Source organism: Trinickia acidisoli, from assembly GCF_017315725.1.
Classification (GTDB): domain Bacteria; phylum Pseudomonadota; class Gammaproteobacteria; order Burkholderiales; family Burkholderiaceae; genus Trinickia; species Trinickia acidisoli.
In genome coordinates this window covers 926,766-950,606 of the sequence record NZ_JAFLRG010000001.1, presented here as the reverse complement: position 1 = coordinate 950,606, position 23,841 = coordinate 926,766, and the positions used below count along the sequence as shown (strand labels likewise).

General features: G+C 66.2%; 21 protein-coding genes and 1 pseudogene. 8 read left to right on the top strand and 14 right to left on the bottom strand.

Annotation, left to right across the window (positions count from 1 at the left end):
• Positions 1 to 26: 26 nt before the first annotated feature.
• The 7 genes from J3485_RS04340 to xdhA all read right to left on the bottom strand — a co-directional run bounded on the left by J3485_RS04340 (position 27) and on the right by xdhA (position 9,484).
• Positions 27 to 980: a LysR substrate-binding domain-containing protein gene (locus tag J3485_RS04340; protein ID WP_206955636.1), complete on the bottom strand. Its 954-nt coding sequence runs from the start codon at positions 978 to 980 to the stop codon at positions 27 to 29.
• 35 nt (positions 981 to 1,015) lie between these two features.
• On the bottom strand, positions 1,016 to 1,657 hold the full coding sequence (locus J3485_RS04335) for a DsbA family protein (RefSeq protein WP_206951332.1): 642 nt from the start codon (positions 1,655 to 1,657) through the stop codon (positions 1,016 to 1,018).
• 28 nt (positions 1,658 to 1,685) lie between these two features.
• Positions 1,686 to 3,266, bottom strand: coding sequence for a TAXI family TRAP transporter solute-binding subunit (locus J3485_RS04330; protein WP_206951331.1), 1,581 nt, complete (start codon positions 3,264 to 3,266; stop codon positions 1,686 to 1,688).
• Between the two features lie 65 nt (positions 3,267 to 3,331).
• Positions 3,332 to 4,447: an NADH:flavin oxidoreductase/NADH oxidase gene (locus tag J3485_RS04325; protein ID WP_206951330.1), complete on the bottom strand. Its 1,116-nt coding sequence runs from the start codon at positions 4,445 to 4,447 to the stop codon at positions 3,332 to 3,334.
• A 425-nt stretch (positions 4,448 to 4,872) separates the two neighbouring features.
• Complete coding sequence (gene xdhC / locus J3485_RS04320) at positions 4,873 to 5,439, bottom strand: xanthine dehydrogenase accessory protein XdhC (RefSeq protein WP_206951329.1); 567 nt, start codon at positions 5,437 to 5,439, stop codon at positions 4,873 to 4,875.
• The gene (gene xdhB, locus J3485_RS04315) at positions 5,436 to 7,847 is read right to left on the bottom strand and encodes a xanthine dehydrogenase molybdopterin binding subunit (protein WP_206951328.1); all 2,412 of its coding nucleotides are present in this window, start codon (positions 7,845 to 7,847) and stop codon (positions 5,436 to 5,438) included. Before xdhB ends, xdhC begins: the two co-directional genes overlap by 4 nt.
• 77 nt (positions 7,848 to 7,924) lie before the next feature.
• Positions 7,925 to 9,484 carry a xanthine dehydrogenase small subunit gene (gene xdhA, locus J3485_RS04310; protein ID WP_206951327.1) on the bottom strand — a complete coding sequence of 520 codons (1,560 nt, stop codon included), beginning with the start codon at positions 9,482 to 9,484 and terminating at the stop codon, positions 7,925 to 7,927.
• 279 nt (positions 9,485 to 9,763) lie between these two features.
• On the opposite strand from xdhA, the gene J3485_RS04305 reads away from it, so the two are divergent.
• The 3 genes from J3485_RS04305 (at position 9,764) to J3485_RS04295 (ending at position 13,339) form a co-directional block, all read left to right on the top strand.
• The gene (locus J3485_RS04305) at positions 9,764 to 10,972 is read left to right on the top strand and encodes an MFS transporter (RefSeq protein WP_206951326.1); all 1,209 of its coding nucleotides are present in this window, start codon (positions 9,764 to 9,766) and stop codon (positions 10,970 to 10,972) included.
• 299 nt (positions 10,973 to 11,271) lie between these two features.
• Positions 11,272 to 12,666 (top strand): selenium-binding family protein, encoded by a 1,395-nt coding sequence (locus J3485_RS04300; RefSeq protein ID WP_206951325.1) that lies wholly within the window; start codon positions 11,272 to 11,274, stop codon positions 12,664 to 12,666.
• On the top strand, positions 12,635 to 13,339 hold the full coding sequence (locus J3485_RS04295; RefSeq protein ID WP_309476975.1) for a hypothetical protein: 705 nt from the start codon (positions 12,635 to 12,637) through the stop codon (positions 13,337 to 13,339). The genes J3485_RS04300 and J3485_RS04295 overlap by 32 nt, the downstream gene beginning before the upstream one ends.
• 24 nt (positions 13,340 to 13,363) lie before the next feature.
• Here J3485_RS04295 and J3485_RS04290 read toward each other — a convergent pair whose 3' ends face one another.
• Both J3485_RS04290 and J3485_RS04285 read right to left on the bottom strand, forming a co-directional pair.
• Positions 13,364 to 14,581, bottom strand: a complete 1,218-nt coding sequence (locus J3485_RS04290; protein ID WP_206951324.1) for a pyridoxal-phosphate-dependent aminotransferase family protein — start codon at positions 14,579 to 14,581, stop codon at positions 13,364 to 13,366.
• A gap of 166 nt (positions 14,582 to 14,747) precedes the next feature.
• A complete protein-coding gene (locus J3485_RS04285) occupies positions 14,748 to 15,269 on the bottom strand; it encodes a plasmid fertility inhibition factor family protein (RefSeq protein ID WP_206951323.1) in 522 nt (173 codons plus the stop codon).
• A gap of 163 nt (positions 15,270 to 15,432) precedes the next feature.
• On the opposite strand from J3485_RS04285, the gene J3485_RS04280 reads away from it, so the two are divergent.
• Positions 15,433 to 16,254, top strand: coding sequence for a crotonase/enoyl-CoA hydratase family protein (locus tag J3485_RS04280; protein ID WP_206951322.1), 822 nt, complete (start codon positions 15,433 to 15,435; stop codon positions 16,252 to 16,254).
• A gap of 87 nt (positions 16,255 to 16,341) precedes the next feature.
• Here J3485_RS04280 and fahA read toward each other — a convergent pair whose 3' ends face one another.
• The 4 genes and pseudogenes from fahA to J3485_RS04260 form a co-directional block, all read right to left on the bottom strand.
• Positions 16,342 to 17,655: a fumarylacetoacetase gene (fahA, locus tag J3485_RS04275; RefSeq protein ID WP_206951321.1), complete on the bottom strand. Its 1,314-nt coding sequence runs from the start codon at positions 17,653 to 17,655 to the stop codon at positions 16,342 to 16,344.
• Positions 17,652 to 19,001: a homogentisate 1,2-dioxygenase gene (gene hmgA, locus J3485_RS04270; RefSeq protein WP_206951320.1), complete on the bottom strand. Its 1,350-nt coding sequence runs from the start codon at positions 18,999 to 19,001 to the stop codon at positions 17,652 to 17,654. Before hmgA ends, fahA begins: the two co-directional genes overlap by 4 nt.
• A 50-nt stretch (positions 19,002 to 19,051) precedes the next feature.
• Positions 19,052 to 19,267 carry a hypothetical protein gene (locus J3485_RS04265; RefSeq protein WP_206951319.1) on the bottom strand — a complete coding sequence of 72 codons (216 nt, stop codon included), beginning with the start codon at positions 19,265 to 19,267 and terminating at the stop codon, positions 19,052 to 19,054.
• 93 nt (positions 19,268 to 19,360) lie between these two features.
• Positions 19,361 to 19,588, bottom strand: a pseudogene (locus J3485_RS04260) (DUF2783 domain-containing protein); the annotation flags it as partial.
• A 217-nt stretch (positions 19,589 to 19,805) separates the two neighbouring features.
• Here J3485_RS04260 and J3485_RS04255 point away from each other — a divergent pair.
• Positions 19,806 to 20,621: an EAL domain-containing protein gene (locus tag J3485_RS04255; RefSeq protein WP_206955633.1), complete on the top strand. Its 816-nt coding sequence runs from the start codon at positions 19,806 to 19,808 to the stop codon at positions 20,619 to 20,621.
• 40 nt (positions 20,622 to 20,661) lie between these two features.
• On the opposite strand, the gene J3485_RS04250 is transcribed toward J3485_RS04255, so the two are convergent.
• On the bottom strand, positions 20,662 to 21,489 hold the full coding sequence (locus J3485_RS04250) for an IclR family transcriptional regulator (RefSeq protein ID WP_206951318.1): 828 nt from the start codon (positions 21,487 to 21,489) through the stop codon (positions 20,662 to 20,664).
• Between the two features lie 103 nt (positions 21,490 to 21,592).
• On the opposite strand from J3485_RS04250, the gene J3485_RS04245 reads away from it, so the two are divergent.
• The 3 genes from J3485_RS04245 (at position 21,593) to J3485_RS04235 (ending at position 23,801) form a co-directional block, all read left to right on the top strand.
• The gene (locus J3485_RS04245; RefSeq protein WP_206951317.1) at positions 21,593 to 22,783 is read left to right on the top strand and encodes an acyl-CoA dehydrogenase; all 1,191 of its coding nucleotides are present in this window, start codon (positions 21,593 to 21,595) and stop codon (positions 22,781 to 22,783) included.
• A gap of 178 nt (positions 22,784 to 22,961) precedes the next feature.
• Positions 22,962 to 23,264, top strand: coding sequence for an ElaB/YgaM/YqjD family protein (locus tag J3485_RS04240; protein WP_206951316.1), 303 nt, complete (start codon positions 22,962 to 22,964; stop codon positions 23,262 to 23,264).
• 150 nt (positions 23,265 to 23,414) lie between these two features.
• Positions 23,415 to 23,801 (top strand): phage holin family protein, encoded by a 387-nt coding sequence (locus tag J3485_RS04235; protein WP_206951315.1) that lies wholly within the window; start codon positions 23,415 to 23,417, stop codon positions 23,799 to 23,801.
• Positions 23,802 to 23,841: the final 40 nt, after the last annotated feature.

Sequence of the window (23,841 nt, the reverse complement as noted above, 5' to 3'; positions counted from 1 at the left end):
CGCTCCCTTCGCCTGCACTGCGCTGCTCAGTCTCCCTTTTGGCGCGAACGCACGGTCAACTGTTCCGACACCTCGTCGACGAGCGTGCGCAGCCACGCGACGTCGTGCGGCCGGTCGGGCTGCGGATGCCAGAGCTGATAGCACTTGATGCGCGGAAACGGGATCGGCGCATCGCACACGGCAAGCGGCAGCATGCGCGCATAGTGCGTGGCGAAGCGGCGCGTCGTCGTGAAGATCAGATCGGAATGCAGCAGCACCTGCGGCACGAGCCCGAAGTACGGCAGCGTCGTCACGATGTGCCGCGCGACCCCCGCCCGCGCGAGACCGATCTCGATCGCGTTGCGCCGCGCCCCGCTATACGGCGTGGGTGCCAGATGCGCGGCCGCCAGATAAGCCTCGCGCGTCAGCGGCTCGCGCGCGAGCGGATGATCGGCGCGCATCATGCACACCACCGTATCGCTGAACAGATCGCTGCGCGCGAAGCGCGCGTCGGGCTTCGGCCAATTGCCGACCACGAGATCGAGCTCGCCGGCTTCGAGCGCCGCCCCATGATCGAGCGCGGGATTGAGCGAATCGATCTCGAGCCTTGCCTGCGGCGCCGCTTCGCGAAAACGCGCGATCAGCGTCGGCATGAAGAAATCGTTCAGGTAATCGGGCGCGGCAATACGGAACGTACGGCGCGTGGCGGCCGGATCGAAATTGCCGTGCGGCGTGGCGACGAAATCGACGTCGCGCAGCACGCGTTGCGTCGGCCCGAGCAGCGATGCCCCGAATTCGGTCGGCACCATGCCCGATTTGCCGCGCACGAGAATCGGGTCGTTCAGTACCTCGCGCAGCTTGCGCAGCGCGGTGCTGATCGCGGGCTGCGTTTGATTGAGCCGCAGCGCCGTTTGCGTGACGCTGCGCTCGGTCAGCAGCGTGCGCAGCACGCGCAGCAGCCAGACGTCGAGCGCGTCGGTCTGTCGTTCCTCGTCGAATATCGGGTCCGCTCTGCTCTCGCGGCGTGTCGGCTGCGTCACGACGCCATCCCGTTCGGCAGCGCGCTCACGCGCATGACTTCGGGCGATTCGAGCCAGCCCGGCGAGCGCGCGCAATAGAGCACCATCGGCAGCGCGTCTTCGCCCCAGAACAGTTGCCGATGGAGCCGGAACGTCGGCACGCCGAATACGCCGAGCGCGATCGCATTATCGAAATTGCGCTGCAGGCGTGCTTTCGTGTCCGGGTGCTCGATGAGCCGTTCGCCGTGCGGCAAGTTCAGCAACCGGCACAGATCGGCGAAGCCGTCGGGCGTCGACGGATCGCGCCCGTCGCGCCAGATGAAGCGGAAGATCGTGCAGACCGTGGGCACATCGGCCTCGATCGCGGCGGCGAGCAGCAGCACCTTCGTCGAATCGAACGGATGAGCAGGCGGCATCTTGAACGCGATGCCGAGCTGCTCGGCGCGAAACAACGCGTGGCGATGCACGAACGCGCGCTTTTGCGGGATCTCGTTCGCGGGACGCTGCCCCCAATGCCGATAGAGCGCATAGACCGAAACGGGCACGAGCGAGAACGGCATGCTCGGCCACTTTTCGTGCTGCTCGAGCAGTAGGTACGAGAACGGCGACACGAAGTCGTAAAACCACAGCGGCGAGGCCGCGTCGATCGGTTGGGTCATGAAGATCTCCGGTTCGCACGGACTCATCTTACGCGCCGCCCGCCTCGGTGTGCGTGCGCTCGTCGTACGCCTGCACGAGTCTCGTCCGCACGAATCCGATATGTTCGCGCAGCACGTAGAACTGATCGGCATAGGAGAGCGGCATCTTGAGCCGGTTCACGGCCGCTTCGATCTCGACCAGCTTGGCAAGCGACGCGGCGCGCTCGTCATCGGTCGCATTGTCGTCGAGCGCCGAGCGCTCGATTGCGATCAAGGCGCCGTACCACCGGTAGATGCGCGACTTCACGCGCCACGCGTACAGGGATGGAATCAGCTTCGCGCCGGGGATCAGCACGACGACGATCGGCACGATCAGCACGATCAAGCGATCGACGAGACTGGCCAGCCAGAACGGCAGCATGCGATACAAAAAGCTCTTGCCCGACTTGTAATAGCGCGAGGCGTCGTCGCTGATCGGAAAATCGTGCATGACCGGCGACGGGAATTCGCCCGCGTGTTGCAGCAGATTCGCGCGGCCATGCACCTCCTTGGCCGCTTCGATCAGCAGGTCCGACAACGCCGGATGCAGCGAATCGCGCGCCACGAGCTCGGCCGTCGGCGCAACCGTGTGCACGGGGGCGGGCGGCAGGTTCTTGCCGAGATCGAACGCGCCCATCGGCAGCTCGATGTCGGTCAAGTACGGGAAGCGGCGCGCATAGGCCTGCGCCTGGGCGAACGAGAACAACCGCACGCCCGGCGTGCGCAGCAGGCGCGCCATCACGGGCGGCTGCGCCGAATCGCCGGCCAGGAACGCGGCATCGATCTCGTGCGCCGTCAGGGCGCGGGCCGCCGCTTCGCCCGTCAGCGGCAACAGCGCCGTACTCCCGCCCGGCGCGATGCCGTTCGCTTGCAGCAGCGCGAGCGCCAGCGCGCGCGTGCCGCTGCCCTCGGGGCCGATCGCAATCCGCTCGCCGGCGAAGGCCGACAAGCGCGAGCGCTCGCGCCCTTCGTAGAAGATCACGAGCGGGACGTAGGACACGCTGCCCAGCGAAACGAGTTGCTCGGCGGAATCGTCGCTCGAGGCCGTACTTGGGGCCACCGCGCTCGACGCCACACTAGAGGCCGCTCTTGACGCCGCGCTCGCTGCGCCAGGCGTGGCCGATGCGCTTGCCGCACCGTCGTTCGTCGCCGATGAGGTCCCCACCGTGCTCGCCGCGTGCGCGGAAGCCCCGCTCGCCGCGGTACCGGCCGAGGACGCGCTCGCCCCCGGGGCCGCCGCTTGCGCGGCGAGCGTCACGCCGCTCTGCACGAAGCCGACGTCAACGTCGACGTTCGGATCGGACAGCCGCTCGAGGTTCTGCAGCGATCCCTCCGACGGCAGCACCTTCAGCGTGATCCCGTTGCGCGCGAGGATCGTCTTGTAGCGCTGCGCCGCGTTCCAAAACGAGCTGCCGGGCGGCCCGGCCGTAATGATCAGCGTATTGGGCGGCGCGGGCTGGATCAGACGAATCGCGAGCCAGATCGCGGCGGCCGAGATCGCGAGGATCGGCCCCGTCGAGACGGCGAGATCGCGCCAGGACACCGCGATGACGCGTGCCAGGAAGCGCGGCGGCCGCGGTGGGCGCAGCATGCGCGGCACCTTCGGCATGCGAGGCAGCCGCGGCTTGCGCGGCGAGCGATGATCGTCCGGCATCGTCAGCGTTGCCCGAACCCGGCATCGATGAATAGGTCCTTGTATTCGCGCGGCTGCGAGCGCCAGTACTGCTTCGGCGCATGCACGCGCGCGCCGAGCTCGACCGCCGCGTGCCACGGCCAGCGCGGATCGTAGAGCATCGCGCGCGCGAGCGACACGGCGTCGGCCTCGCCGTTCTCGATGATCGCCTCAGCCTGCTCCGGTTCGGTGATGAGACCCACCGCGATCGTCGGCAGGCCCACGTTGGCCTTCACGCGCTGAGCGTACGGCACTTGATAGCCGGGGCCGAGCTTGATCGCCTGCTGGGGCGAGACGCCGCCCGTCGTCACGTGAATCGCCGCGCACCCGCGCGCCTTCAACGCCTGGGACAGCGCCACGGTGCCATCGATGTCCCATCCGCCCGGCACCCAATCGGTCGCCGAAATACGGGCCCAAACCGGACGCTGGGCCGGAAAGGCCGCGCGTACGGCCTCGAACACCTCGATCGGAAAGCGCATGCGGTTTTCGAGGCTGCCGCCGTACTCGTCGTCGCGGTGATTGGCGAGCGGCGAAAGAAACTGGTGCAGCAGATAGCCGTGCGCCGCGTGGATTTCGATGCCGTCGATGCCAAGCCGCGCCGCCCGCTGCGCGGCGGCCACGAAATCGTTGCGCACCTTGTCGAGGCCCGCGCGATCGAGCATGACGGGCGGCTCCTCGTCCTGACCGTGCGGCACGGCGGAAGGCGCGACCGTCTTCCATCCGAGCGGCGCGTCCGAGCGAATCTGCGCGCCGCCGTCCCACGGTGCGTGGCTCGAGCCCTTGCGGCCGGCGTGGCCGAGTTGCATAGCGACGGCGATCGGCGAATAGGTGCGCACGGCCTTGAGCACGCGCGCGAGCGCCGTTTCGTTTTCGTCGGAATAAAGGCCGAGGTCGCCCGGCGAGATGCGGCCTTCGGGCGAGACGGCCGTTGCCTCGAGAATGAGCATGCCCGCCCCCGACAGGGCAAGGTGGCCGAGGTGGATCATGTGCCAGTCGGTTGCCGAGCCGCCTTCGGCCGAGTATTGGCACATCGGCGCGATGACGATGCGGTTGGACAGGACAAGATTGCCGAGGGTCATCGGCTCGAATAAGCGGCTCATGGCAAGTTCCTCGTTCGGTTGGCGAGCGCGGCAAGCGCGGGCTGACGGGGCGCGCTCGGGCACAGCTGGGCCGGGAATGCCGCCGGGGCAAACATGCCCCGCTGCGCTGCGCATCGCCGTGCAGCATAAGGGATGCCGCGAGAAAATGCTGCCGCCGCGCTCGCGCGGCGTAATCGAACGATACCGGGAATGCGGGGCGACTTTCGGCTCGGCCGGGGACGGAACGCCGCGGGCGCGGTGCGGGCCACCGCTACTAGCGGGTGGCCGCGGGCTCTACGTAACGACTCGGGACACTAGGAAACGGCGCACGGGTGAAGGCCGAGCGAAACGCCGGCATCACCGAAAGAAAGGCATCCGAAGCGACCCGCCACGGCGACGAAGCTCGTCACGCGAAGCCGGCCAGGCGGCCGGCGAGCGCTACAAAACTACGAGAACGCCGCAGTGAGCGTCGAGATGGCTCCGGTAGCGGGACGTGCCGCGCCAGCCAATCGCGCGCGTACCTGCATGAGCTCAGCACACACAGCCACCGCAATCGAAGCCGGCGCTTTATCGACAATCCCCGGCACGCCGATCGGGCACACCATCTCGTGCATCCGTTCGGGCCCGACACCGCGTTCGATCAAGCGGCGCTCGAACTTCACGCGCTTGGTCTTCGAGCCGATCATGCCGAAGTAAGCGAAATCGTTGCGGCGCATGATCCGCTCAGCCAACGCAAAATCGAGCGCATGGTTGTGCGTCATGACGAGAAAACAAGCCCGCGCGGGAGCCGCATCGATCACGGCCTCGGGCGTATCGGTGGCTTCGATCTGCACGTTGGCCGGCACTTCGTCGGGGAAGCACTCGTCGCGCGCATCGACCCACTCCACCACGCACGGCAGCATACCGAGCAGCGTCACGAGCGCGTGGCCGACGTGCCCCGCGCCGAACAGCACGACGTGCAGCGGCGGCGCGAGCGGATCTCCCGCGAGCGAGCCCCCTTTGCCCCCTCTCATGCCGCGCTCCCCGCGGCTACCTCGGCGTCCGCGCCCTGCGGCAAGCCCGCGCGCGCCGCACGCACGGCGGCCACCGCCTTCAGGATTTCCTCGGCCGTCGCCGGCGCGTTGAGCGGCGGGTTGACCTCGTAGTCGCCCACGCTCGCCACGGCATCGCGAATCGCAAAAAACACCGAGAACGGCAACAGCAGCGGCGGCTCGCCGACCGCTTTCGAGCGGTGGATGCTGTCCTCCGCGTTGCGGTTCTTGAACAGCCGCACGCGCAGATCAGGCGGGCAGTCGTTGACCGTCGGAATCTTGTAGGTCGACGGCGCATGCGTCATGAGCTTGCCGCCCGCGTTCCACCACAGCTCTTCGGTCGTGAGCCAGCCCATCCCTTGGATGAAGCCGCCTTCGACCTGCCCGACGTCAAGCGCCGGATTAAGCGAATCGCCGACATCATGCAGCGCATCGGCACGCACGACGCGCATCTCGCCCGTCAGCGTATCGATCACCACTTCCGACACGGCCGCGCCGTAGGAGTAGTAGTAGAACGGCCGGCCTTGCAGCTTTTGCTGATCCCAGTAGATCTTCGGCGTCGCGTAAAAGCCGTCGGACCACAATTGCACGCGCGCGACATAGGCCTTGGCGATCACCTCTTCGAACGGGAGGGCGAGATCGCCGACGTAAATCGTGTCGCTTTCGAACACGACGTCGCCCGGCTGCACCGCCCCCTCGCCGAATCGTTCGGCCACGAACTTCGACAGCCGATCGCGCAACTGGCGCGCGGCGTCTTGCGCGGCCTTGCCGTTCAAGTCCGAGCCCGTCGAAGCCGCCGTCGCCGACGTATTGGCCACCTTGCTCGTATCGGTCGCCGTCACGCGCACGCGTCCGAAGCCGATACCCAACTCGTGCGCAACGACTTGCGCGACCTTCGTGTTGAGCCCTTGGCCCATTTCGGTGCCGCCGTGATTCACGAGCACCGAGCCGTCCGTGTAGATGTGCACGAGCGAGCCGGCCTGATTGAAGTGCGCGACGTTGAACGCGATGCCGAACTTCACGGGTGTGATCGCGATGCCCTTCTTGAGCACGGGGCTCGTCGCATTGAACGCGCGCGCCTGCTCGCGGCGGCGGCGGTAGTCGCTCGTCGTAACGAGCTCCTCGACGAGTTCGTGAATGACGTTGTCCTCGATCGTCTGCCCGTAGGGGGTGACGTTGCGTTCGGTCTTGCCGTAGAAGTTGCGCCGGCGCACCTCGAGCGGATCGAGCTTCAGCGAGCGCGCGACGTCGTCCATGATGTACTCGATCGCGAACGCGCCCTGCGGGCCGCCGAAGCCGCGAAACGCAGTGTTCGACTGCGTGTTCGTCTTGCCGCAAAAGCCCGCGATGTCGACGTTGGGCAGCCAGTAGGCATTGTCGAAGTGGCACACCGCGCGCGTCATCACGGGGCCCGACAGATCGGCCGAGAAGCCGCAACGCGACGTCATGTCGACCGAGACGCCCTCGATTACGCCGTCGTCGGCATAGCCTACTTCATACCGATAATGAAAATCGTGGCGCTTGCCCGTGATCATCATGTCGTCGTCGCGGTCCGGGCGCAGCTTGACGGGGCACAGCAGCTTCCAGGCCGCGAGCGCCGCGCAGCAGGCGAACATCGCCGATTGCGATTCCTTGCCGCCGAAGCCGCCGCCCATCCGCCGGCATTCGATCAGCACGTTGTGCGAGGCGACGCCGAGCACGCCGGCAACGTGGTGCTGCATTTCGGTCGGGTGCTGCGTCGAGCACCACACGTGCATGCCGTCGTCGTCCTTCGGCACCGCGTAGGAAATCTGCCCTTCGAGGTAGAACTGCTCCTGCCCGCCGAGCAAGAGTTCGCCGGCATTGCAATGCGGCGCGTGCGACATCTTGGCCGCCGGCTCGCCGCGCACGAGCTTCATGGGCGGCAATACGGACTGATTGGCCGCGCGCGCCGCTTGCGCCGTCAGCACGGCCGGCAGATCCTCGAATTCGATTTGCGCGCGGCGCGCGGCGAGGCGTGCCGTGTTGTGCGAGGTCGCGACGACGATGAACATCGGTTGCCCGACGTATTGCACGAGGCCGTCGGCCAGCACCGGATCGTCATGAATGATCGGCCCGCACTCGTTATGGCCGGGAATATCGTCGGCCGTGAAGATCGCAACGACGCCGGGCGTGGCTCGCACGGCGTCGAAGTTCATCGACACGATTTTTGCGTGCGCTTTCGGCGACATTCCGAGCGCCGCGTGCAACGTGCCCGCGACGAGGGGGATGTCGTCGGTGTACGTGGCGCGACCGCTCACGTGCAGATGCGCGGATTCGTGCGGGCGCGACACGTGCACTTGGCGAAACGCCGCGCGCTCGCGCTCGTCGCGAACGAGTTCGGTCAAAAACGGTTCGGCTTGCTTGTTCATTGCTGTCTCTCTTACTGGCTTTTCTGGGCGCTCGTGCGTCTCGTCTGGCTGGCTGCTTGCGCGGGCGGTCTACACGCTCAGTTGGGCGTCTCGAGATCGACCAATCGCACGTTCAGCGCTTCCGGCGGCAGCGGATCGTTGGGACGCGTCTCGAGCCAGAAGCGATAGAGCACGTTTTGCGCGGTCCGCAAGCGGTAATCGCTCGTCGCCCGCATATCGGACAGCGGTGCGTAATCGCGGGTAAGCGCCTGCATCGCCGCTTGCGCCGTCGCTTCGTGCCAGGTCGCGTCGGCCAGCACGCCTTCCGCATGCGTGGCGCGCTTGGGCGTCGCGGCCATGCCGCCGAACGCGATGCGCGGCGAGCGGATGGTGTCGCCGTCCGCGATGAACGAGAAGGCGGCGCAGACGGCCGAGATGTCGGAGTCGAAGCGCTTGGAGAGCTTGTAGGTCCTGAAGCGCAGCGCCTCGCGCGCCCCGGTGCGCGTCGGCACCTTCAGCGCGGCCACGAACTCGTGCTCGGCCATGTCCTTCTTTTGATAGGCGAGGTAGAGATCTTCGAGCGCCAACTCGCGCTCGATCTCGCCGCCGCGCAGCACGACGTGCGCGCCGAGTGCGATCAGCCCCGGCATCGAATCGCCGATCGGCGAGCCGTTCGCGACGTTGCCGCCGAGCGTGCCGGCGTTGCGGATCGGCAGCGAGGCGAATCGCTTCCACATTTCGTTGAGTTCGGGGTAATGGCGCGCGAGCTCGGCATAGGCGCGCTCGACCGTCACCCCGGCGCCGATCTCGATCCAATCGGCCGACGTTTCGATCCGTTGCAGTTCGGCGACGCGGCCGAGGTAGATGATGTCGCCGAGCGCACGCATCTGCTTGGTGACCCACAGGCCGACGTCCGTGCTGCCGGCGAGCAAGCGCGCGGCCGGCCGCTCGGCCTTGAGCGCGGCGAGCGCGCCGACCGTGCGCGGTGCGTCGAACGCATCGCCGCCATGCTCGTAGTGGAACGTGTCGTCGCGCTCGAGCGACGCCAGCGTCCGGGCGAGCGCAGGGACGTCGATGGGCGCCACGGGGCGCGGCAGCTCGAACATTTTTTCGCCGGCCTCGATGATCGGACGATAGCCCGTGCAGCGGCAGAGGTTGCCCGTCAGCGCATCGGAGATTTCGGCGCGCGACGGCGGGCAGGCGGCAGCGCAGTCGGCCGTGGCCGAGCCCGCACAGGCCGGCGTGTCGCCGGGCGCAGCGCCTTCGCCGCCGTGCTTACGGTACAGCGCCCACATCGACATGATGAAGCCGGGCGTGCAAAAGCCGCATTGCGAGCCATGGCAGTCGACCATCGCCTGCTGCACGGGGTGCAGCGTGCCGTCGGGCTGGCGCAGGTCCTCGACCGTGAACAATGCCTTGCCGTCGAGCGTCGGTAAAAATTGGATGCAGGCGTTGACGGCCGAAAACCGCACGCCGCCCGTCTCGTCGCGCTCGGCGACAACGACGGTACAGGCGCCGCAATCGCCCTCCGCGCAGCCCTCCTTCGTCCCGGTGCACTGCACGTCCTCGCGCAGGTATTGCAAGACCGTGCGCGTGACGGGCACGTCGCTGACTTCGCGGATGGCGTGGCGATGATAGAAACGGATCGATTGGCTCATGGTCGTGGAAGCGGAAACCTGAAGACACGCTGTGTTTGACGTTGATCGAAAACTATCACCACCAATATGCGTAACCCATAGGTGGCCTCGCATGCCGCTCATATTCTTGCGCCGATATGTCAGCACGCTCTTTTGCCCCGTTCTCGGGCCCTTTTTGGCATTCCGCACTGCAAAGAAACCGGTTCCATGTCACAATGGCACCCTCACGCCATACTGTCGGCCTGGCTTCAAGTCTCGTTTTCCCTTACCATGGCCGCCGCACCGTCATTCCGTTCGCCCATGTCTGCCGCCTCGCCCGCCTTATCCGATCGCGCCGCCACCGCCCAGATCGTTCCGATCGTCTTCTTCACGTTCATTTGCTATCTGATCATCGGGCTGCCACTGCCCGTACTGCCCGGTTTCGTTCAGAGCGAGCTCAAGCTCGGCTCCGTGCTGGCCGGCGCGGCGGTCAGCGTGCAGTATGCGGCGACGCTGTTCTCGCGGGCGCACGCGGGGCGGTTTTCCGACACGTTGGGGCCCAAGCGGGCCGTTATGATCGGGCTCGTGGCCTGCGCCGCGAGCGGCGTGCTGCTCGCGGCGGCGGTCGCTTGCCACGCTTGGCCGGGGATCAGTCTGGTCGTGCTGGCGGCAAGCCGGCTCACGCTCGGTTTCGGCGAGAGCTGCGTCGGCACCGGCGCCATCCTCTGGGGCATCGGCCGCGTCGGTGCCTCGCACAACGCGCGCGTCATTTCGTGGAACGGCATCGCCACCTACGGCGGCTTGGCGATCGGCGCGCCCATCGGCGCCACGCTCGACCATGCGCTGGGGCCGTGGGCGCTCGGCGCGGCAACAGCCGTGCTCGCGGTGCTCGGCTACGTGCTCGCCCGCCGGCTCGGCGCCGTGCCGCTCGTGCACGGCGAGCGCATGGGCTACGCGAGCGTTTTCATGCGCGTCCTGCCCCACGGCATGGCACTGGGGCTCGGCGCCGCGGGCTTCGGCTCGATCGCGACCTTCATCGCGCTCTACTACGCGGCGCGCGGCTGGCCGCATGCGGCGCTCGCGTTGACCCTGTTCGGTTCGTTCTTCTGCCTGTCGCGCCTGCTGTTTCATAATTCGATCCGCATCTACGGCGGCTTTCGCGTCGCGCTCGTCTCGTTCGCGTTCGAATGCGCCGGCCTCGTCACGCTCTGGCTCGCGGGCACGCCCGATGCGGCGCTCGTCGGCGCCGCCGTGACGGGCTTCGGTTTCGCACTCGTGTTTCCGTCGCTCGGCGTCGAAGCCGTCGAACTCGTCCCGCCGGCGAGCCGTGGCGCGGCACTGGCCGCTTACTCAGTCTTCTTCGATCTCTCGCTCGGCATCATGGGGCCGCTCGCCGGCTATGTGGCGGGGGAATTCGGCTATCCATCGGTATTTTTTGTGTCCGCGATCGCAGCGGCGGCCGGCGCTTTCGTGTCCTTCAGCCTTTACCTGCGGCAGGCGCGCGATCGCGGTATCGCCGCGGCGCTCTAAGCGAAGCGTTCGCAACGGGCGTCCTGCGTCGCGCACGGCGACGTGGGACGCCACGCTTGCATACCGCGCAATCGCGCCCCTTCGCGGCGTCGGTATTTTTGCTTTATTCGGGATGCCGATTGGGACATCGCACAATTTCACCGCATCCAATTAAATAACAACCACCAGAATTGATAGGCTAAATGGCGCAAAAAATTCCGCGCGCCATTCTTTTATTCTTATTCGATTTTGTTTCTTGCATTTTCCACCGATCGACTTCTACGATAATCGCTTCGCCCCCATAAACGAGGAAGAGGCTCATGTCGTCCTGGAAACCCGATCCGACGTTCTACCCTTCCGCACGCCTTGCCGCCGAAGCACCGAAGGAAACGCTGGCTTATGTCGCGAGCTTCGATCCCACGCGGCGTATTCCCGACGAGTTGGCCGTCGTCGATCTCGATCCCGGCTCGTCCGATTACGGCAAAATCGTAGATCGCATCGCTATGCCCAATACCGGCGATGAATTGCATCATTTTGGCTGGAATGCATGCAGTTCGCATCTTTGTCCCAATGCACCGCATCCGCATTCCGAGCGTCGCTATTTAATCGTGCCCGGGCTGCGCAGCTCGCGCATTCACGTGCTCGACACGAAACCCGATCCGCGCCGCCCGCGCATCGTGCGCGTGCTCGAACCCGACGAAGTCGCGCGCAAATCGGGCTACACACGGCCGCACACGGTTCACTGCGGCCCGCAAGGCATCTTCGTGGTTGCACTCGCGAACGCCGAAGGCGATGCGCCCGGCGGCATCTTCCTCATGGACCACGACACGTTCGACATCCGCGGCCAATGGGAAATCGATCGCGGCCCGCAGCGGCTCGCCTACGACGCCTGGTGGCATCTGGGCTTCGATACGCTCGTCTCGAGCGAGTGGGGGCTACCCGATACGTTCGAGAACGGTCTCGTGCCCGAGGTGCTGCTCGGCGGCAAATACGGCCATCGGCTCCATTTCTGGGACTTGAACACGCGCAAGCACAAACAGACGATCGACTTCGGCGAAGAGAATCAGCTCGTGTTCGAGTTGCGCCCGGCGCACGATCCCACCCGAGCGCACGGCTTCGTCAATTCCGTCATCAGCCTGAAGGATCTGTCGGCATCGATCTGGACCTGGTATCGCGAGGGCGATCGCTGGGCCGCGCGCAAAGTCATCGAAATTCCAGCCGAGCCCACCGATCCGGCACTGCTGCCGCCGATGCTCAAACGCTTCGGCGCCGTGCCGCCGCTCGTCACCGACATCGCGCTCTCGCTCGACGACCGTTTCCTGTTCGTCGCCTGTTGGGGTACAGGCGAAATGCGCCGCTACGACGTCTCCGATCCGCATCACCCGGAACTCGTCGGCTCGGTAAGGATCGGCGGCATCGCCGCGCGCGCCACGCACCCGCGCGCCGGCAATCGGCCGCTCAACGGCGGCCCGCAGATGGTCGAAGTGAGCCGCGACGGGCGCCGCGTCTATTTCACGAACTCGCTGTACGGCGCCATCGACGAGCAGTTCTACCCCGACGGCATCGATGGCTGGATGGTCAAGCTCGACGCGCCCGCGGGCGGCGGCCTCACGTTCGATCGCGAGTTCTATCTCGAATGGCCGAAGACGCATCGGCCGCATCAGATCCGGCTCGAAGGCGGCGATGCGTCGTCCGATTCTTACTGCTATCCGTAAGCGCGCCGAAGCGATGAATTGGATCTCGAACGCGAGCGCGGGCGCCACCGCAGCCGGCTGGCTCGCCGTCGTCGGCAGCGGCGTCTTTCACGGCGTCAATCCGGCGATGGGCTGGCTGTTCGCCACGGCCTTGGGATTGCAGCGCAACAGCCGCACGGCGCTAGCCGCGGCGCTGCCGCCGCTCGCGCTCGGTCATGCCGCGTCGATCTTCGCCGTGACCTCGTCGGCCCTCGCGCTGGGACTCGAGGTGCACGCCGCCTCATTCAGGCTCGCGGGCGGAATCGTATTGCTCGGATGGGCCACCTATCACCTGCTGTACGGCCATCGGCATCGCGTGCGCGTCGGCATGACGGCCGGCTTCGTGGGGCTCGCGCTATGGTCGGCGGCCACCGCCACCGTGCATGGCGCGGGGCTCATGCTCGTGCCGGCGCTGATGCCGATTTGCGGCGCTGCGGCCAAAGCGGGCGTCGCCGGCATGGCGGGCACGCTCGGCCCCGCGGCGCTCGTCACGCTCGTGCATACGCTCGTGGCGTCGGCCACGAGTGCGACGATCGCCTTCGCCGCCTATGAGTACCTCGGCCTCGGCATGTTGCGGCGCGGGTGGATCAACTTCGACTGGATCTGGTCGGGCGCGCTCGCGGTGACAGGCGCGGCGCTGCTCGCACTAGCGTGAGGGCGATGAGCCGCACCGCTTGGCTCAGCGTCCGCGCGCGTTTCCCGACAGCGATTGCTCGAGCGCCGCGACGCCGGCCGGCAAGTCGATGCGCGCGCCGAGTTCGAGCATCGTGCGGCCGAGCGCGTGCAGCGTGCGAAAGAGGTTGTGCTCGCGGCACTGCTCGCCCATCTGCCCGATGCGCACGATCGGCAAACCGAACGAGCCCGCGATTTCCACCTGGTGATGGCGCGAGATGTGGCCACACACGTCGGCAGGGCTCAGCGCTTCGGGCATCGAGATGCCGATGACCGAGTTCAGCCGGCACGGCTCGGGCGCGAACAGCGAGAGCCCCATCGCCGAGACCCCCGCTTGCAGCGCGAGCGAACACTTGAGATGGCGAGCGAAGCGTTTTTCGAGGGTCTCGGCGCAGACGAGCCGCAGTGCCTCGTGCAAGGCGAGCACGCCAGAGACGGGCGCCGTGTAGTGATAGCCGGCGTTGTGCCAAAAATTTTCGGCGAGCGAGGCGTCGAGGCACCAATGGGCGTTCGGCTGTGCACGCGTCTTCATGCGGTGCCAAGCCGCGTCCGAAAACGCGACCAGCGAGACGCCCGGAATCGACGACAAACCCTTTTGCCCGCCCGTAATCACGGCGTCGATGCCCCAGGCGTCCATCTCGAGCGGCATCGTGCTCAGCGTGCAAACGGCATCGACGACGACGAGCGCGCCGGCCGCCTTCGCGAGCGCCGCGATCTCTTTGAGTTGATGATTCCAGACGGTATTCGAGGTCTCGCCTTGCACGATGGTCACCACCTCGGGCTGCTCGCGCGCAAGCGCCTCGGCGATGTCGGCAAGACTCGCCACGGCGCCGTCGGGCACGTCGAGCGTCGCCACCTGTGCGCCGCAGCGCCGGGCCATTTCGGCCATCCGCGCGCTGAAAAAGCCGTTCTTGATCGAGAGCACGCGCGTGCCGGACCATGCGAGATTGGAAATCGCCATTTCCATCGCCGCCGAGCCGGGGCCGGCCACGCCCAGAACCCACTTCGAGCGCGTCTGGAAAACGTAGCGCGCCATCTCCTTCACCTGCCCGATCACCTTCGACATCGTCGCCCCGAGGTGATTGATGACGATCGCGTTCGCCTTGGCAACGGCGGCCGGAATCGGCACCGGGCCGGCGCCCATCATCAACAGCGGTTCTTCGGGGAGGATCGCGTCGAGCGACACGACGTCGGGACAAGGGATGGAGGGCTCGGTGCTGGACATTGGGCTATGCGTGAAGGCGGTTCGGGAAAGGAAGTCGCGCATGGGCGCCGCGCTCGGCCGCAATGGTGCGGTGCGGCGACGCGAATCCCGATCATTGCCCCATTTTGGGACGTCCGCAAGTATTTTCGACCGATTGCGGCGCCGGCCGGGCCGATCCGGGCTGGTCTTACCCCCGTGCGTCGTCAGCGGCGGACAACTCAACATATCCACACAGGCTAGCTAGCAACGCCGCCTCCCGCTCGTGCACTTCCACGGGAAACGCGGCCGCACCCGCGTGCGCCAAATAGCGCGCCCGGTGCTGGCCGTTACGAAAGGCCACGACACCTTCCCGCTTGAGCCCGAGCAAGCCGAGCAGCCCACGCACGCGGCGTGTCTCGATCGTCACGTAAGGCATCGCCGGAATGCGTTCGTTGTCCGGATCGAGAAAGTCGCGAATGCCCTTTACCTTACCGCTGTGCCAATCGCCGACGGGCGGCAGCACGTAATCGGTGTCGTCGCGCGCGGCGCATTCGAGCAGCTTGCATGCATCGACGACGACGACGCGATGACGGCTCTGGTCGTCTTCGAAGATGCGCCTCAGACGCACGTGGTCGTAGTACGGGTGAGCGGGAATCGGGACGAGCCAAACCGGACCGCGACCGGTCGAAGGAGCGAGAGAAACCGCACGGATGGATGCGGATGTTGGCATGACGAACGTATGATTGTTGGAACGCCCGGCGCGGCCTGGCCGGTCCCCGGCGGTCGTTTCGCCGAGGAAACCGCGAAGGCTATCGTCCGATCATGACAAAAATGTGACGGATGCGACAGTTTCGTCTGATTTTCTCTCGGATCTGTCCTACGAAGGAGGACCGATGACGGTAGAGAGCTTAAGCCCGCACGTTCGGATCGAGGCGTTCACCGAGGGTGTCGCAACGATCGTGCTCGATCGGCCGCATTGCAAGAATGCCGTCGACGGTCCGACCGCCGCCGCGCTGGCCGCCGCGTTCGAGCGCTTCGAAGCCGAGGCGGCATGGCGCGCCGGCGTCCTGTTCGGCGCGGGCGGCACGTTCTGCGCGGGGGCCGACTTGACGGCCATGGGCATTGAAAACCGCCGCAACGCCGTTCGCCCCGACGGTAGAGGGCCGGGCCCGATGGGCCCGACGCGGATGGCGCTTCGCAAGCCTGTCGTCGCGGCGATCGCCGGCCATGCCGTCGCCGGCGGCTTGGAGCTCGCGGCGATGTGCGATTTGCGCGTGATGGAGGAAGACGCCGTTCTCGGCGTGTTTTGCCGGCGTTTCGGCGTGCCGCTCATCGACGGCGGCACGATTCGGCTGCCCCGTCTGATCGGCCTTTCGCGCGCGCTCGACTTGATTTTGACGGGGCGGGCCGTGGCTGCCCCGGAGGCGCTCGCGATCGGCCTTGCCAATCGCGTCGTGCCGAAGGGCATGGCGAGAGAAGCGGCCGAAGCACTGGCCGCACGGTTGGCGGCCTTTCCTCAAGCGGCGCTCCTCGCCGACCGCCGCTCCGCCATCGAAAACAGCTCGTTGGACGACTTCGCCGAAGCGCTACGCCGCGAAGGCGCCGGCGGCTATCGCGCGGTGTTCGACGAAGGCGTCGCCGGCGCGGCGCGCTTTGCCGCGGGGGCTGGGCGTCATGGCGAACCGGCGGACGACGGCGGGACCAGCCAGCCGTAGCCCTCGGCCCAGCCCGCCCACGGCCCGCGCGGGCCGAAAGCCGCACCCTAAACCCGCGCGACCGCCGTACGACGTCGGTCGAGTCCGTCAGCCGCGCGCCGGCAGGATCTTGCCGACGCACGTGCCGAAGCCGACGCGATACCCGTCGCCTTGGCACCAGCCCGCGAGCGTCAGCTCGTCGCCGTCGACGATGAACGTGCGCGCACCGCCCCCCTCGAGCGCGAGCGGCCGCGCGCCGTTCCAGGTGAGTTCGAGCAACGAGCCGAACGAATCGGGCGCCGCCCCGCTGATCGTGCCCGAGCCCATCAGGTCGCCCACGCGCGTGTTGCAACCCGAGACGGTGTGATGCGCGAGCTGCTGCGCCATCGTCCAGTACATCTGCTTGAAGTTCGTGCGCGCGATCGTCGTTGCCGCATCGGCGCCTTCGGGCCGCAGCCGCACTTCGAGCGCGAGATCGAATGCATGGTCGCCCGTGTGCCGCAAATACGGCAACGGCTCCGGCGTTTGCTCGGGCTGCGCGACGCGGAACGGTTCGAGCGCATCGAGCGTCACGATCCACGGCGAGATCGTCGTCGCGAACGTCTTCGCGTTGAACGGACCGAGCGGCACGTATTCCCACTGCTGAATATCGCGCGCGCTCCAATCGTTGAGCAGCACCATACCGAAGATGTGGTCCTCGGCCTGCGCGCAGGCAATCGGCTCGCCGAGCGCATTGCCGCGCCCGACGATGAAGCCTGTCTCGAGCTCGATGTCGAGCTTGCGGCACGCGCCGTAGATCGGCCGGTCCTGATCGGGCAGCTTCAACTGCCCCATCGGCCGGCACACGGGCGTGCCGCTGACGACCACCGACGACGCGCGCCCGTTATAACCGATCGGCATCTCCGACCAATTCGGCAACAGCGCATTCTTCGGGTCGCGAAACATCGTACCGACGTTCGTCGCATGCTCCTTCGACGAATAGAAATCGGTGTAGCCGGGAATATCGACGGGCAAATGCATCGCCGCGTCGCTCATGGGCACGAGCACGCGCGCGCGCAACGCCGCATCGTCGCGCAGCGTCGAGCACGCGGCATCGAGCAGCGCGCTCAATTGGACCCGCACGCTGCGCCACACATCGCGTCCGAGCGCGACGAACGCGTTGAGCGACGGACGCGAAAACACATCGTCATCGGCATCGAGCGCAAGAAGGCCGGCAACGCGCAAAGCGGCCAGATCGACGATCGCATCGCCGATCGCGACGCCCGCGCGCGGCGCACCGTTGCGCTGGTCGCTGAAGATGCCGAACGGCAAATTCTGAATCGAGAAATCGCACGCCGCATCGTTTGCCGAGGCGAGCCAGCTACGCTTGGCGGGGTCGCGCGTTTGCAAGAGTGGGTTCGACAGATCACTCGCCATGCTCATCGTTGCTCCGCGTTGAAGTGCTTTTTCAGGCCCTGCCAGCACTCGAAGTAATTCGCTTGCAGTTGTGCGCTGTCGAGCGCGAACTGCGTCGGCTTGAGCAACGTGCGCGTCTCGAACATGAACGCGAGCGTCGCAGCCACCTTTTGGGGCTTGGACGTATCGATCGCCGAAGCCTTCTCGAACGTATCGGCGTCGGGACCGTGGCCCGACATGCAGTTGTGCAGGCTCGCGCCGCCCGGCACGAAGCCTTCCGCCTTGGCGTCGTAGACACCCTGCACGAGCCCCATGAACTCGCTCGCGACGTTGCGGTGGAACCAAGGCGGGCGAAACGTATCCTCGGCTGCGAGCCAGCGCGGCGGGAAGATCACGAAGTCGATCGTGTCGACGCCCGGCGTATCGCTCGGCGATTGCAGCACGAGAAAGATCGACGGATCGGGATGGTCGTAGCTGATCGAGCCGATCGTATTGAAGCGGCGCAGGTCGTACTTGTACGGCGCGTAGTTGCCATGCCAGGCGACGACGTCGAGCGGCGAATGGTCGATGTCGGCGCGCCACAAGCGACCGTTCAGCTTCGCGATAAGTTCGAACGCGCCCTCGCGATCTTCGTAGGCGGCATGCGGCGTCAAAAAATCGCGCGGATTGGCAAGGCCGTTCGAGCCGATCGGCCCGAGATCGGGCAGCCGCAGCAGCGCGCCGAAGTTTTCGCAGACATAGCCGCGCGCGCGGCCGTCGACGAGCGTCACCGCGAAACGCACGCCGCGCGGAACGACGGCGATCTCGGATGGTTCCAACTCGAGCACGCCCATTTCCGTCGCGATCCGCAACCGCCCTTCCTGCGGCACGATCAACAACTCGCCGTCGGCGTTATAGAAAAAGCGATCCTGCATCGACCGATTCGCGGCGTACAGGTGAATCGCGCAGCCCGACATGGCCTCGGCCGCGCCATTGCCGGCCATCGTCACGAGCCCCTCGACGAAGTCGGTCGGATCACTAGGCATCGCGAGCGGGTCCCAGCGAAGCTGATTCGGGGGCGTGGGCGGCGTGTCCGCGAAGTTCGCGACGAGTCGCGGCGCGGCGCTCGTACGCGGCACGAACGGCTCGAACGGCCGGTGCATGGCCGCGGGCCGGATGCGATACAGCCACGTGCGGCGGTTGTGGGCGCGCGGCGCCGTAAAGGCCGTGCCCGAGAGCTGCTCGGCGTAAAGCCCGTAAGGCGCGCGCTGCGGCGAGTTGCGGCCGACCGGCAGCGCACCGGGCAGCGCCTCGGTGGCGAATTCATTCGCGAAGCCCGACTGATAGCCCAACTGATCGCCGGGTTGCGGATCGCGGCGAGAGGCATCCTGCATGACGTAGTTCTCCGTTGAAACGATAAAGCGATGCGCGGCGGGCGCAGCAATCAAGCGGCGGCCGGCGAACCGGCGCCGCGTCCACGCGTCGCGCCGGCAAGCACGAGCACGAACACGGCCACGAGCAACCAAGGCAGCACATGCGCGACGCCACCGATGACGAGCGCAAGCGCCGTCAGCAGCATGAAATGAAACGCCGGGTGGCGCGTGCTCTCGAGTACGCGCTCGACTTCGACGATGTCGGCTGCTGCCGCCTCGATGCTCATCGGTCATGTCTCCTTTTTTTGTGTGACGTTTTGGGTGGCGGCTGAGGGAACGTCGGAACGAACGACAGCGGCATCCTCGGTGCGCGCGCCGGGCATTTCAGCCGCAACGACGGTCGGCACGTCTTGCCGGGCCAATGCCATCGCCTCGCGCAATACGCCGAGGTCGCCGATGTGATTGGCAAGCAAGAGGATCAGCTTCGCGTTGACGAGCGCGCTCGCCGCTTCGGTCAGATCGCGATGCATGTCGATCAGCGCTTCGTAGAAAGCGTCGGGATCGGGCAGCCGCGGATCGGTCCGCAAGCGAGCGCCGCCCGCACTCATGTCCGTGCTCGTGGTCATCGACAAGGCCCTCCTCTCGCCCGGCAAGCAGCGACGATCGGTCGCGAAATTGAATTTACGAATAGTAAAACGGATTACGTATAGTTAAATCAACGTAAACCCCGATGGTGCGATCGAGGACACTATCGATATAAGTAATTCGCTGATGCCGATGACGCGCAGCCTGTTACTATCGTCGCTGCGTGCCTCTTTCTCCCCGATGATCCCGCCGACCATTCCCGAGCTCGTTGTGCGAGCCGCCGATCACCCCGCTTTGCGCGAGCATGTATCGCTCGACGAATGCGAGGGGATCGCCGTTGCCCGCTTTCAGGGCGTGCGGCTGCAAACCGCTTACCAGTCGATCTTCGACGTGAGCATGAGCGGCATGCAGACGCTTTGGAGCTCGCCCGAGCAGGCCGACCGCTTCGGCGACGAACTCGGATTCCAAGCATTGACGGAGCGGGCGGACGGCACGGCCTTCGACCCGTTCGACACCGTTGCCGACGACCGCGAGCTCGTCGTGCTCGATCGCTTGGCGCGCACGCTGCATGCGATCAACTTCTTCGGCGCCCAGCGTCACGGCATGCTGTTCCTGCGCGTCCACGAACGGTTGCTCAAAAGCGTGAAGTACGACCACGGGCAGCACTTCTCATCGGTGCTGATATCGTTCGGGCTCAGCCCGGCACGCGTGATCATCGAGCTGCCGAGCGCGGCCGTCGCGCACCGCACGTTTCTCGGCCATCTCGTCAACAGCTACCAGCGCTACGGCTTCAAGGTGGCGGGCAATCTGCCCAATGCGGGACACATCCTGTCGATCTCCGAGATGGCCCGGCTCGACTTCATCAAGATCGACGGCGGGGCCGTGCTGCGCGACGCGATGGCCAAGCCGCTGCTCGGCTACGCCAATCGGCTCGGCATCCCGCTGATTTTCGATCGCGTCTCGAACGAGGCGCAGTTCGACACGCTGCAACAGTTCGGCGCCCGCTTCGTCCAAGGCCCCTTGTTCGAACCGAAGAAAGCCTGCGTCGAACGCTAAGCCCTAAGTGCTAAGCGCTGAACGGCGAGCGACAGGCGCATCAGCGCGCCTGTCCGAGCCGCCGTGCGAGTGCGCGCAGACGCGGCCCAATGCGCTCGCGAAACACATCCGCCCCCATCGACGAGGCCGGCCCGCTGCAACTCAGCACGAGCCAACGGCCGTCCCGCGGATCGCGAAACGGCACGGCCACGGCATTCACGTCCTCGTGCCAATCGCGAAACGAAAAGCAACAGCCCTCGCGCGCGTAAGCCTCGATCTCGCGCCGCGCCGCGGCCATGCTCGCCGGGCCGGCACGCCCTCTTTCCGCCGACGCTTGCAACTCCGCGAGCAGCGCCTCGCGCTCCGATTCGCCGATGACGGCCAGGTAGGCGCGCCCCATCGAGCTGGTCAGCATCGACAGCCGCGACCCCGAAGCCAACCCGAGCGTCAACGCCGTTTCGCTGCGAAGCGTCTCAAGATAGACCATGTCGAGCCCATCGCGGCAGCCGAGCGAGACGGCCGCGCCCACCTCACGCGCCAGTGCGCGCATGTGCGGACGCGCGAGCTCGAGCGTGTCGGTGCCGGCCAGCAGACCGAAGCCGAGCGAGAGCACGCCCGCGTCGAGCGCGTATTTGCCGAGCGCTTCGTCGAGGCGCAAATAGCCGAGCACCGTCAACGTGTAAGCGAGCCGATTCACGGTGGCCTTCGGCAAACCCGTGCGCGCAACGAAATCGCGATTGCCGAGCAGCGTGTCGCCGGGCCGGAACGCGCGCAAAAGCTCGAGCCCGCGCGCGAGCGCGACGACGAACTTGCGCTCGTCGACGCCTTCGGGCAGCCCCGGTGTATCGGCTGTGGAGCCGGTTGAAGAGAGCGCGGTGGATGCGGGCATCGGTGGATGTTAAACTCGAGCGTGGTTTGCAAAACAGTGTTCCGCATAGCGGAACTTTAGTCAAGCTAGTCCAGCACTACGCAAGCATGGAAAGGAGATGACGATGGCCGACACCGCCCGGTTCCAGTGGGACGACCCGCTGCTGCTCGATCAGCAGTTGACCGAAGACGAACGGATGGTGCGCGACGCAGCGCGTGCGTACGCGCAGGACAAGCTGCTGCCGCGCGTCACCGAAGCGTTCCGCCATGAACGCACCGACATCGAGATTTTTCGCGAGATGGGCGAGCTCGGTCTGCTCGGTCCAACGATTCCCGAGGCATACGGCGGGCCGGCGTTGAGCTACGTCGGTTACGGCCTCATCGCACGCGAGGTCGAGCGTGTGGACTCCGGATACCGGTCGATGATGTCGGTCCAATCGTCGCTCGTCATGGTGCCCATCTTCGAGTTCGGCTCCGACGCGCAAAAGGCGAAATACCTGCCCAAGCTCGCGACCGGCGAATGGATCGGCTGCTTCGGCTTGACGGAACCGAACCACGGCTCGGATCCGGGCAGCATGGTCACGCGGGCACGCAAGGTCGATGGGGGCTACTCGCTCTCGGGCTCGAAGATGTGGATCACGAATTCGCCGATCGCCGACGTTTTCGTGGTCTGGGCGAAGCTCGAAGAAGACGGCTCGGATACGATCCGCGGCTTCATCCTCGAAAAAGGCTGGAAGGGCTTGAGCGCCCCGGCGATCCACGGCAAGGTGGGCCTGCGCGCGTCGATCACGGGCGAGATCGTGCTCGACGAAGTGTTCGTCCCGCAGGAGAACCTGCTGCCGAACGTGAGCGGCCTGCGCGGCCCGTTCACCTGCTTGAACTCGGCCCGCTACGGCATCGCATGGGGCGCGCTCGGCGCCGCCGAGTCGTGCTGGCACACGGCGCGCCAGTATGTGCTCGACCGCAAGCAGTTCGGCCGCCCGCTCGCGGCCAACCAATTGATTCAAAAGAAGCTGGCCGACATGCAGACCGAGATCACGCTCGGCTTGCAAGGCGTGCTGCGCCTCGGCCGCATGAAGGACGAAGGCACGGCCGCGCCCGAGATCACGTCGATCATGAAGCGCAACTCCTGCGGCAAGGCGCTCGATATCGCCCGGCTCGCGCGCGACATGCTCGGCGGCAACGGCATTTCGGACGAATTCGGCGTCGCGCGTCACCTCGTCAATCTCGAAGTCGTCAATACGTACGAAGGCACGCACGATGTCCACGCGCTGATCCTTGGCCGCGCGCAAACGGGTATCCAAGCGTTCTTCTGACGAATCGGACGGTTATCGCCCTTTCGGTCACCCGCTTCTCGCGCGGGCGGCCGCGCTTGCCTAACGCGCTTGCTCTTAGCCCGGGAACAATTCATGCGTAGCGCAACGCATACGCAGCGCGCCGCCGATCGGCCTATCTTTGGTACGATGCACGCGTGGACGATACAAGGGGGCTCTAATGTCGGAAGTCAACAAGGAGAGATTGATGTCGGATATCAGAACCGTCCTCGCAGACGCCGAGGATCTGTTGAAGCAAGCCGCGAACGCAACAGGCGAGCGCGCCACCGAACTGCGCGAAACGGCGCTCGGCCGCCTCAAGCAAGCGAAGGACAAAGCGGCGGACGTGCAGGTCGTCGTGGTGGAGAAAGGCAAGAAGGCCGTGCGCGCTACCGATGACTACGTGCACGAGCGCCCCTGGACGGCGATCGGCATCGCGGCCGGCGTCGGCGTGCTCGTCGGCCTGCTCATCAACCGCAAGTAACCAGGCTCGCGCACGAAGGGCGGCTCGCGCCCTTCTTTTACGTTCCTCGCGCGGCTCTCGTGCCGGGCGTGGCCGACGCCGGGTGCGGATGCTCCGGCTTGGCGCCGCTGTCGCACCCGGTTGTCGCATTGCATGCTTTCTCGCCCACCCATGCCAAACGATACCCATTCGCCGCATGCCAGCCACGGGCCGTTGCGCCGCATGATCGCATCGGTGTTCGCGCTGCTTCATACGCGTCTCGAGTTGATCGGCATCGAGTTGGCCGAAGAGCGCGAGCGGATCATCGCCGTGATCTTCCTCGGGCTCGTTGCCGTCATGTTCGCGATGATGGCGCTCATCGGCTTGACCGCGCTGATCGCCGTCGCCTTCTGGGACAGCTACCGTTTGCAAGTACTGGCCGGCATCACGGCCGTCTATGCAATCGGCGCAGTGATCTGCGCGATTCGCGCGCGCAGCGGCTTGCATGCCGCACCGATCGTCTTCGAAGCCACGCTGCATGAATTCGAGAAGGACCGTGAGATGTTCCGCGAACCGTGAGCGCATGCGCGCTCGCGCATCACGTATTGCGCCGCGCGCA

Coding starts and splice junctions, on each gene's coding strand:
- J3485_RS04335 (WP_206951332.1), bottom strand. CDS start 1,657: ATGACCCAACCGATCGACGCGGCCTCGCCGCTGTGGTTTTACGACTTC.
- J3485_RS04330 (WP_206951331.1), bottom strand. CDS start 3,266: ATGCTGCGCCCACCGCGGCCGCCGCGCTTCCTGGCACGCGTCATCGCG.
- J3485_RS04325 (WP_206951330.1), bottom strand. CDS start 4,447: ATGAGCCGCTTATTCGAGCCGATGACCCTCGGCAATCTTGTCCTGTCC.
- xdhC (WP_206951329.1), bottom strand. CDS start 5,439: ATGAGAGGGGGCAAAGGGGGCTCGCTCGCGGGAGATCCGCTCGCGCCG.
- xdhB (WP_206951328.1), bottom strand. CDS start 7,847: ATGAACAAGCAAGCCGAACCGTTTTTGACCGAACTCGTTCGCGACGAG.
- xdhA (WP_206951327.1), bottom strand. CDS start 9,484: ATGAGCCAATCGATCCGTTTCTATCATCGCCACGCCATCCGCGAAGTC.
- J3485_RS04305 (WP_206951326.1), top strand. CDS start 9,764: ATGTCTGCCGCCTCGCCCGCCTTATCCGATCGCGCCGCCACCGCCCAG.
- J3485_RS04300 (WP_206951325.1), top strand. CDS start 11,272: ATGTCGTCCTGGAAACCCGATCCGACGTTCTACCCTTCCGCACGCCTT.
- J3485_RS04295 (WP_309476975.1), top strand. CDS start 12,635: ATGCGTCGTCCGATTCTTACTGCTATCCGTAAGCGCGCCGAAGCGATG.
- J3485_RS04290 (WP_206951324.1), bottom strand. CDS start 14,581: ATGTCCAGCACCGAGCCCTCCATCCCTTGTCCCGACGTCGTGTCGCTC.
- J3485_RS04285 (WP_206951323.1), bottom strand. CDS start 15,269: ATGCCAACATCCGCATCCATCCGTGCGGTTTCTCTCGCTCCTTCGACC.
- J3485_RS04280 (WP_206951322.1), top strand. CDS start 15,433: ATGACGGTAGAGAGCTTAAGCCCGCACGTTCGGATCGAGGCGTTCACC.
- fahA (WP_206951321.1), bottom strand. CDS start 17,655: ATGAGCATGGCGAGTGATCTGTCGAACCCACTCTTGCAAACGCGCGAC.
- hmgA (WP_206951320.1), bottom strand. CDS start 19,001: ATGCAGGATGCCTCTCGCCGCGATCCGCAACCCGGCGATCAGTTGGGC.
- J3485_RS04265 (WP_206951319.1), bottom strand. CDS start 19,267: ATGAGCATCGAGGCGGCAGCAGCCGACATCGTCGAAGTCGAGCGCGTA.
- J3485_RS04255 (WP_206955633.1), top strand. CDS start 19,806: ATGATCCCGCCGACCATTCCCGAGCTCGTTGTGCGAGCCGCCGATCAC.
- J3485_RS04250 (WP_206951318.1), bottom strand. CDS start 21,489: ATGCCCGCATCCACCGCGCTCTCTTCAACCGGCTCCACAGCCGATACA.
- J3485_RS04245 (WP_206951317.1), top strand. CDS start 21,593: ATGGCCGACACCGCCCGGTTCCAGTGGGACGACCCGCTGCTGCTCGAT.
- J3485_RS04240 (WP_206951316.1), top strand. CDS start 22,962: ATGTCGGAAGTCAACAAGGAGAGATTGATGTCGGATATCAGAACCGTC.
- J3485_RS04235 (WP_206951315.1), top strand. CDS start 23,415: ATGCCAAACGATACCCATTCGCCGCATGCCAGCCACGGGCCGTTGCGC.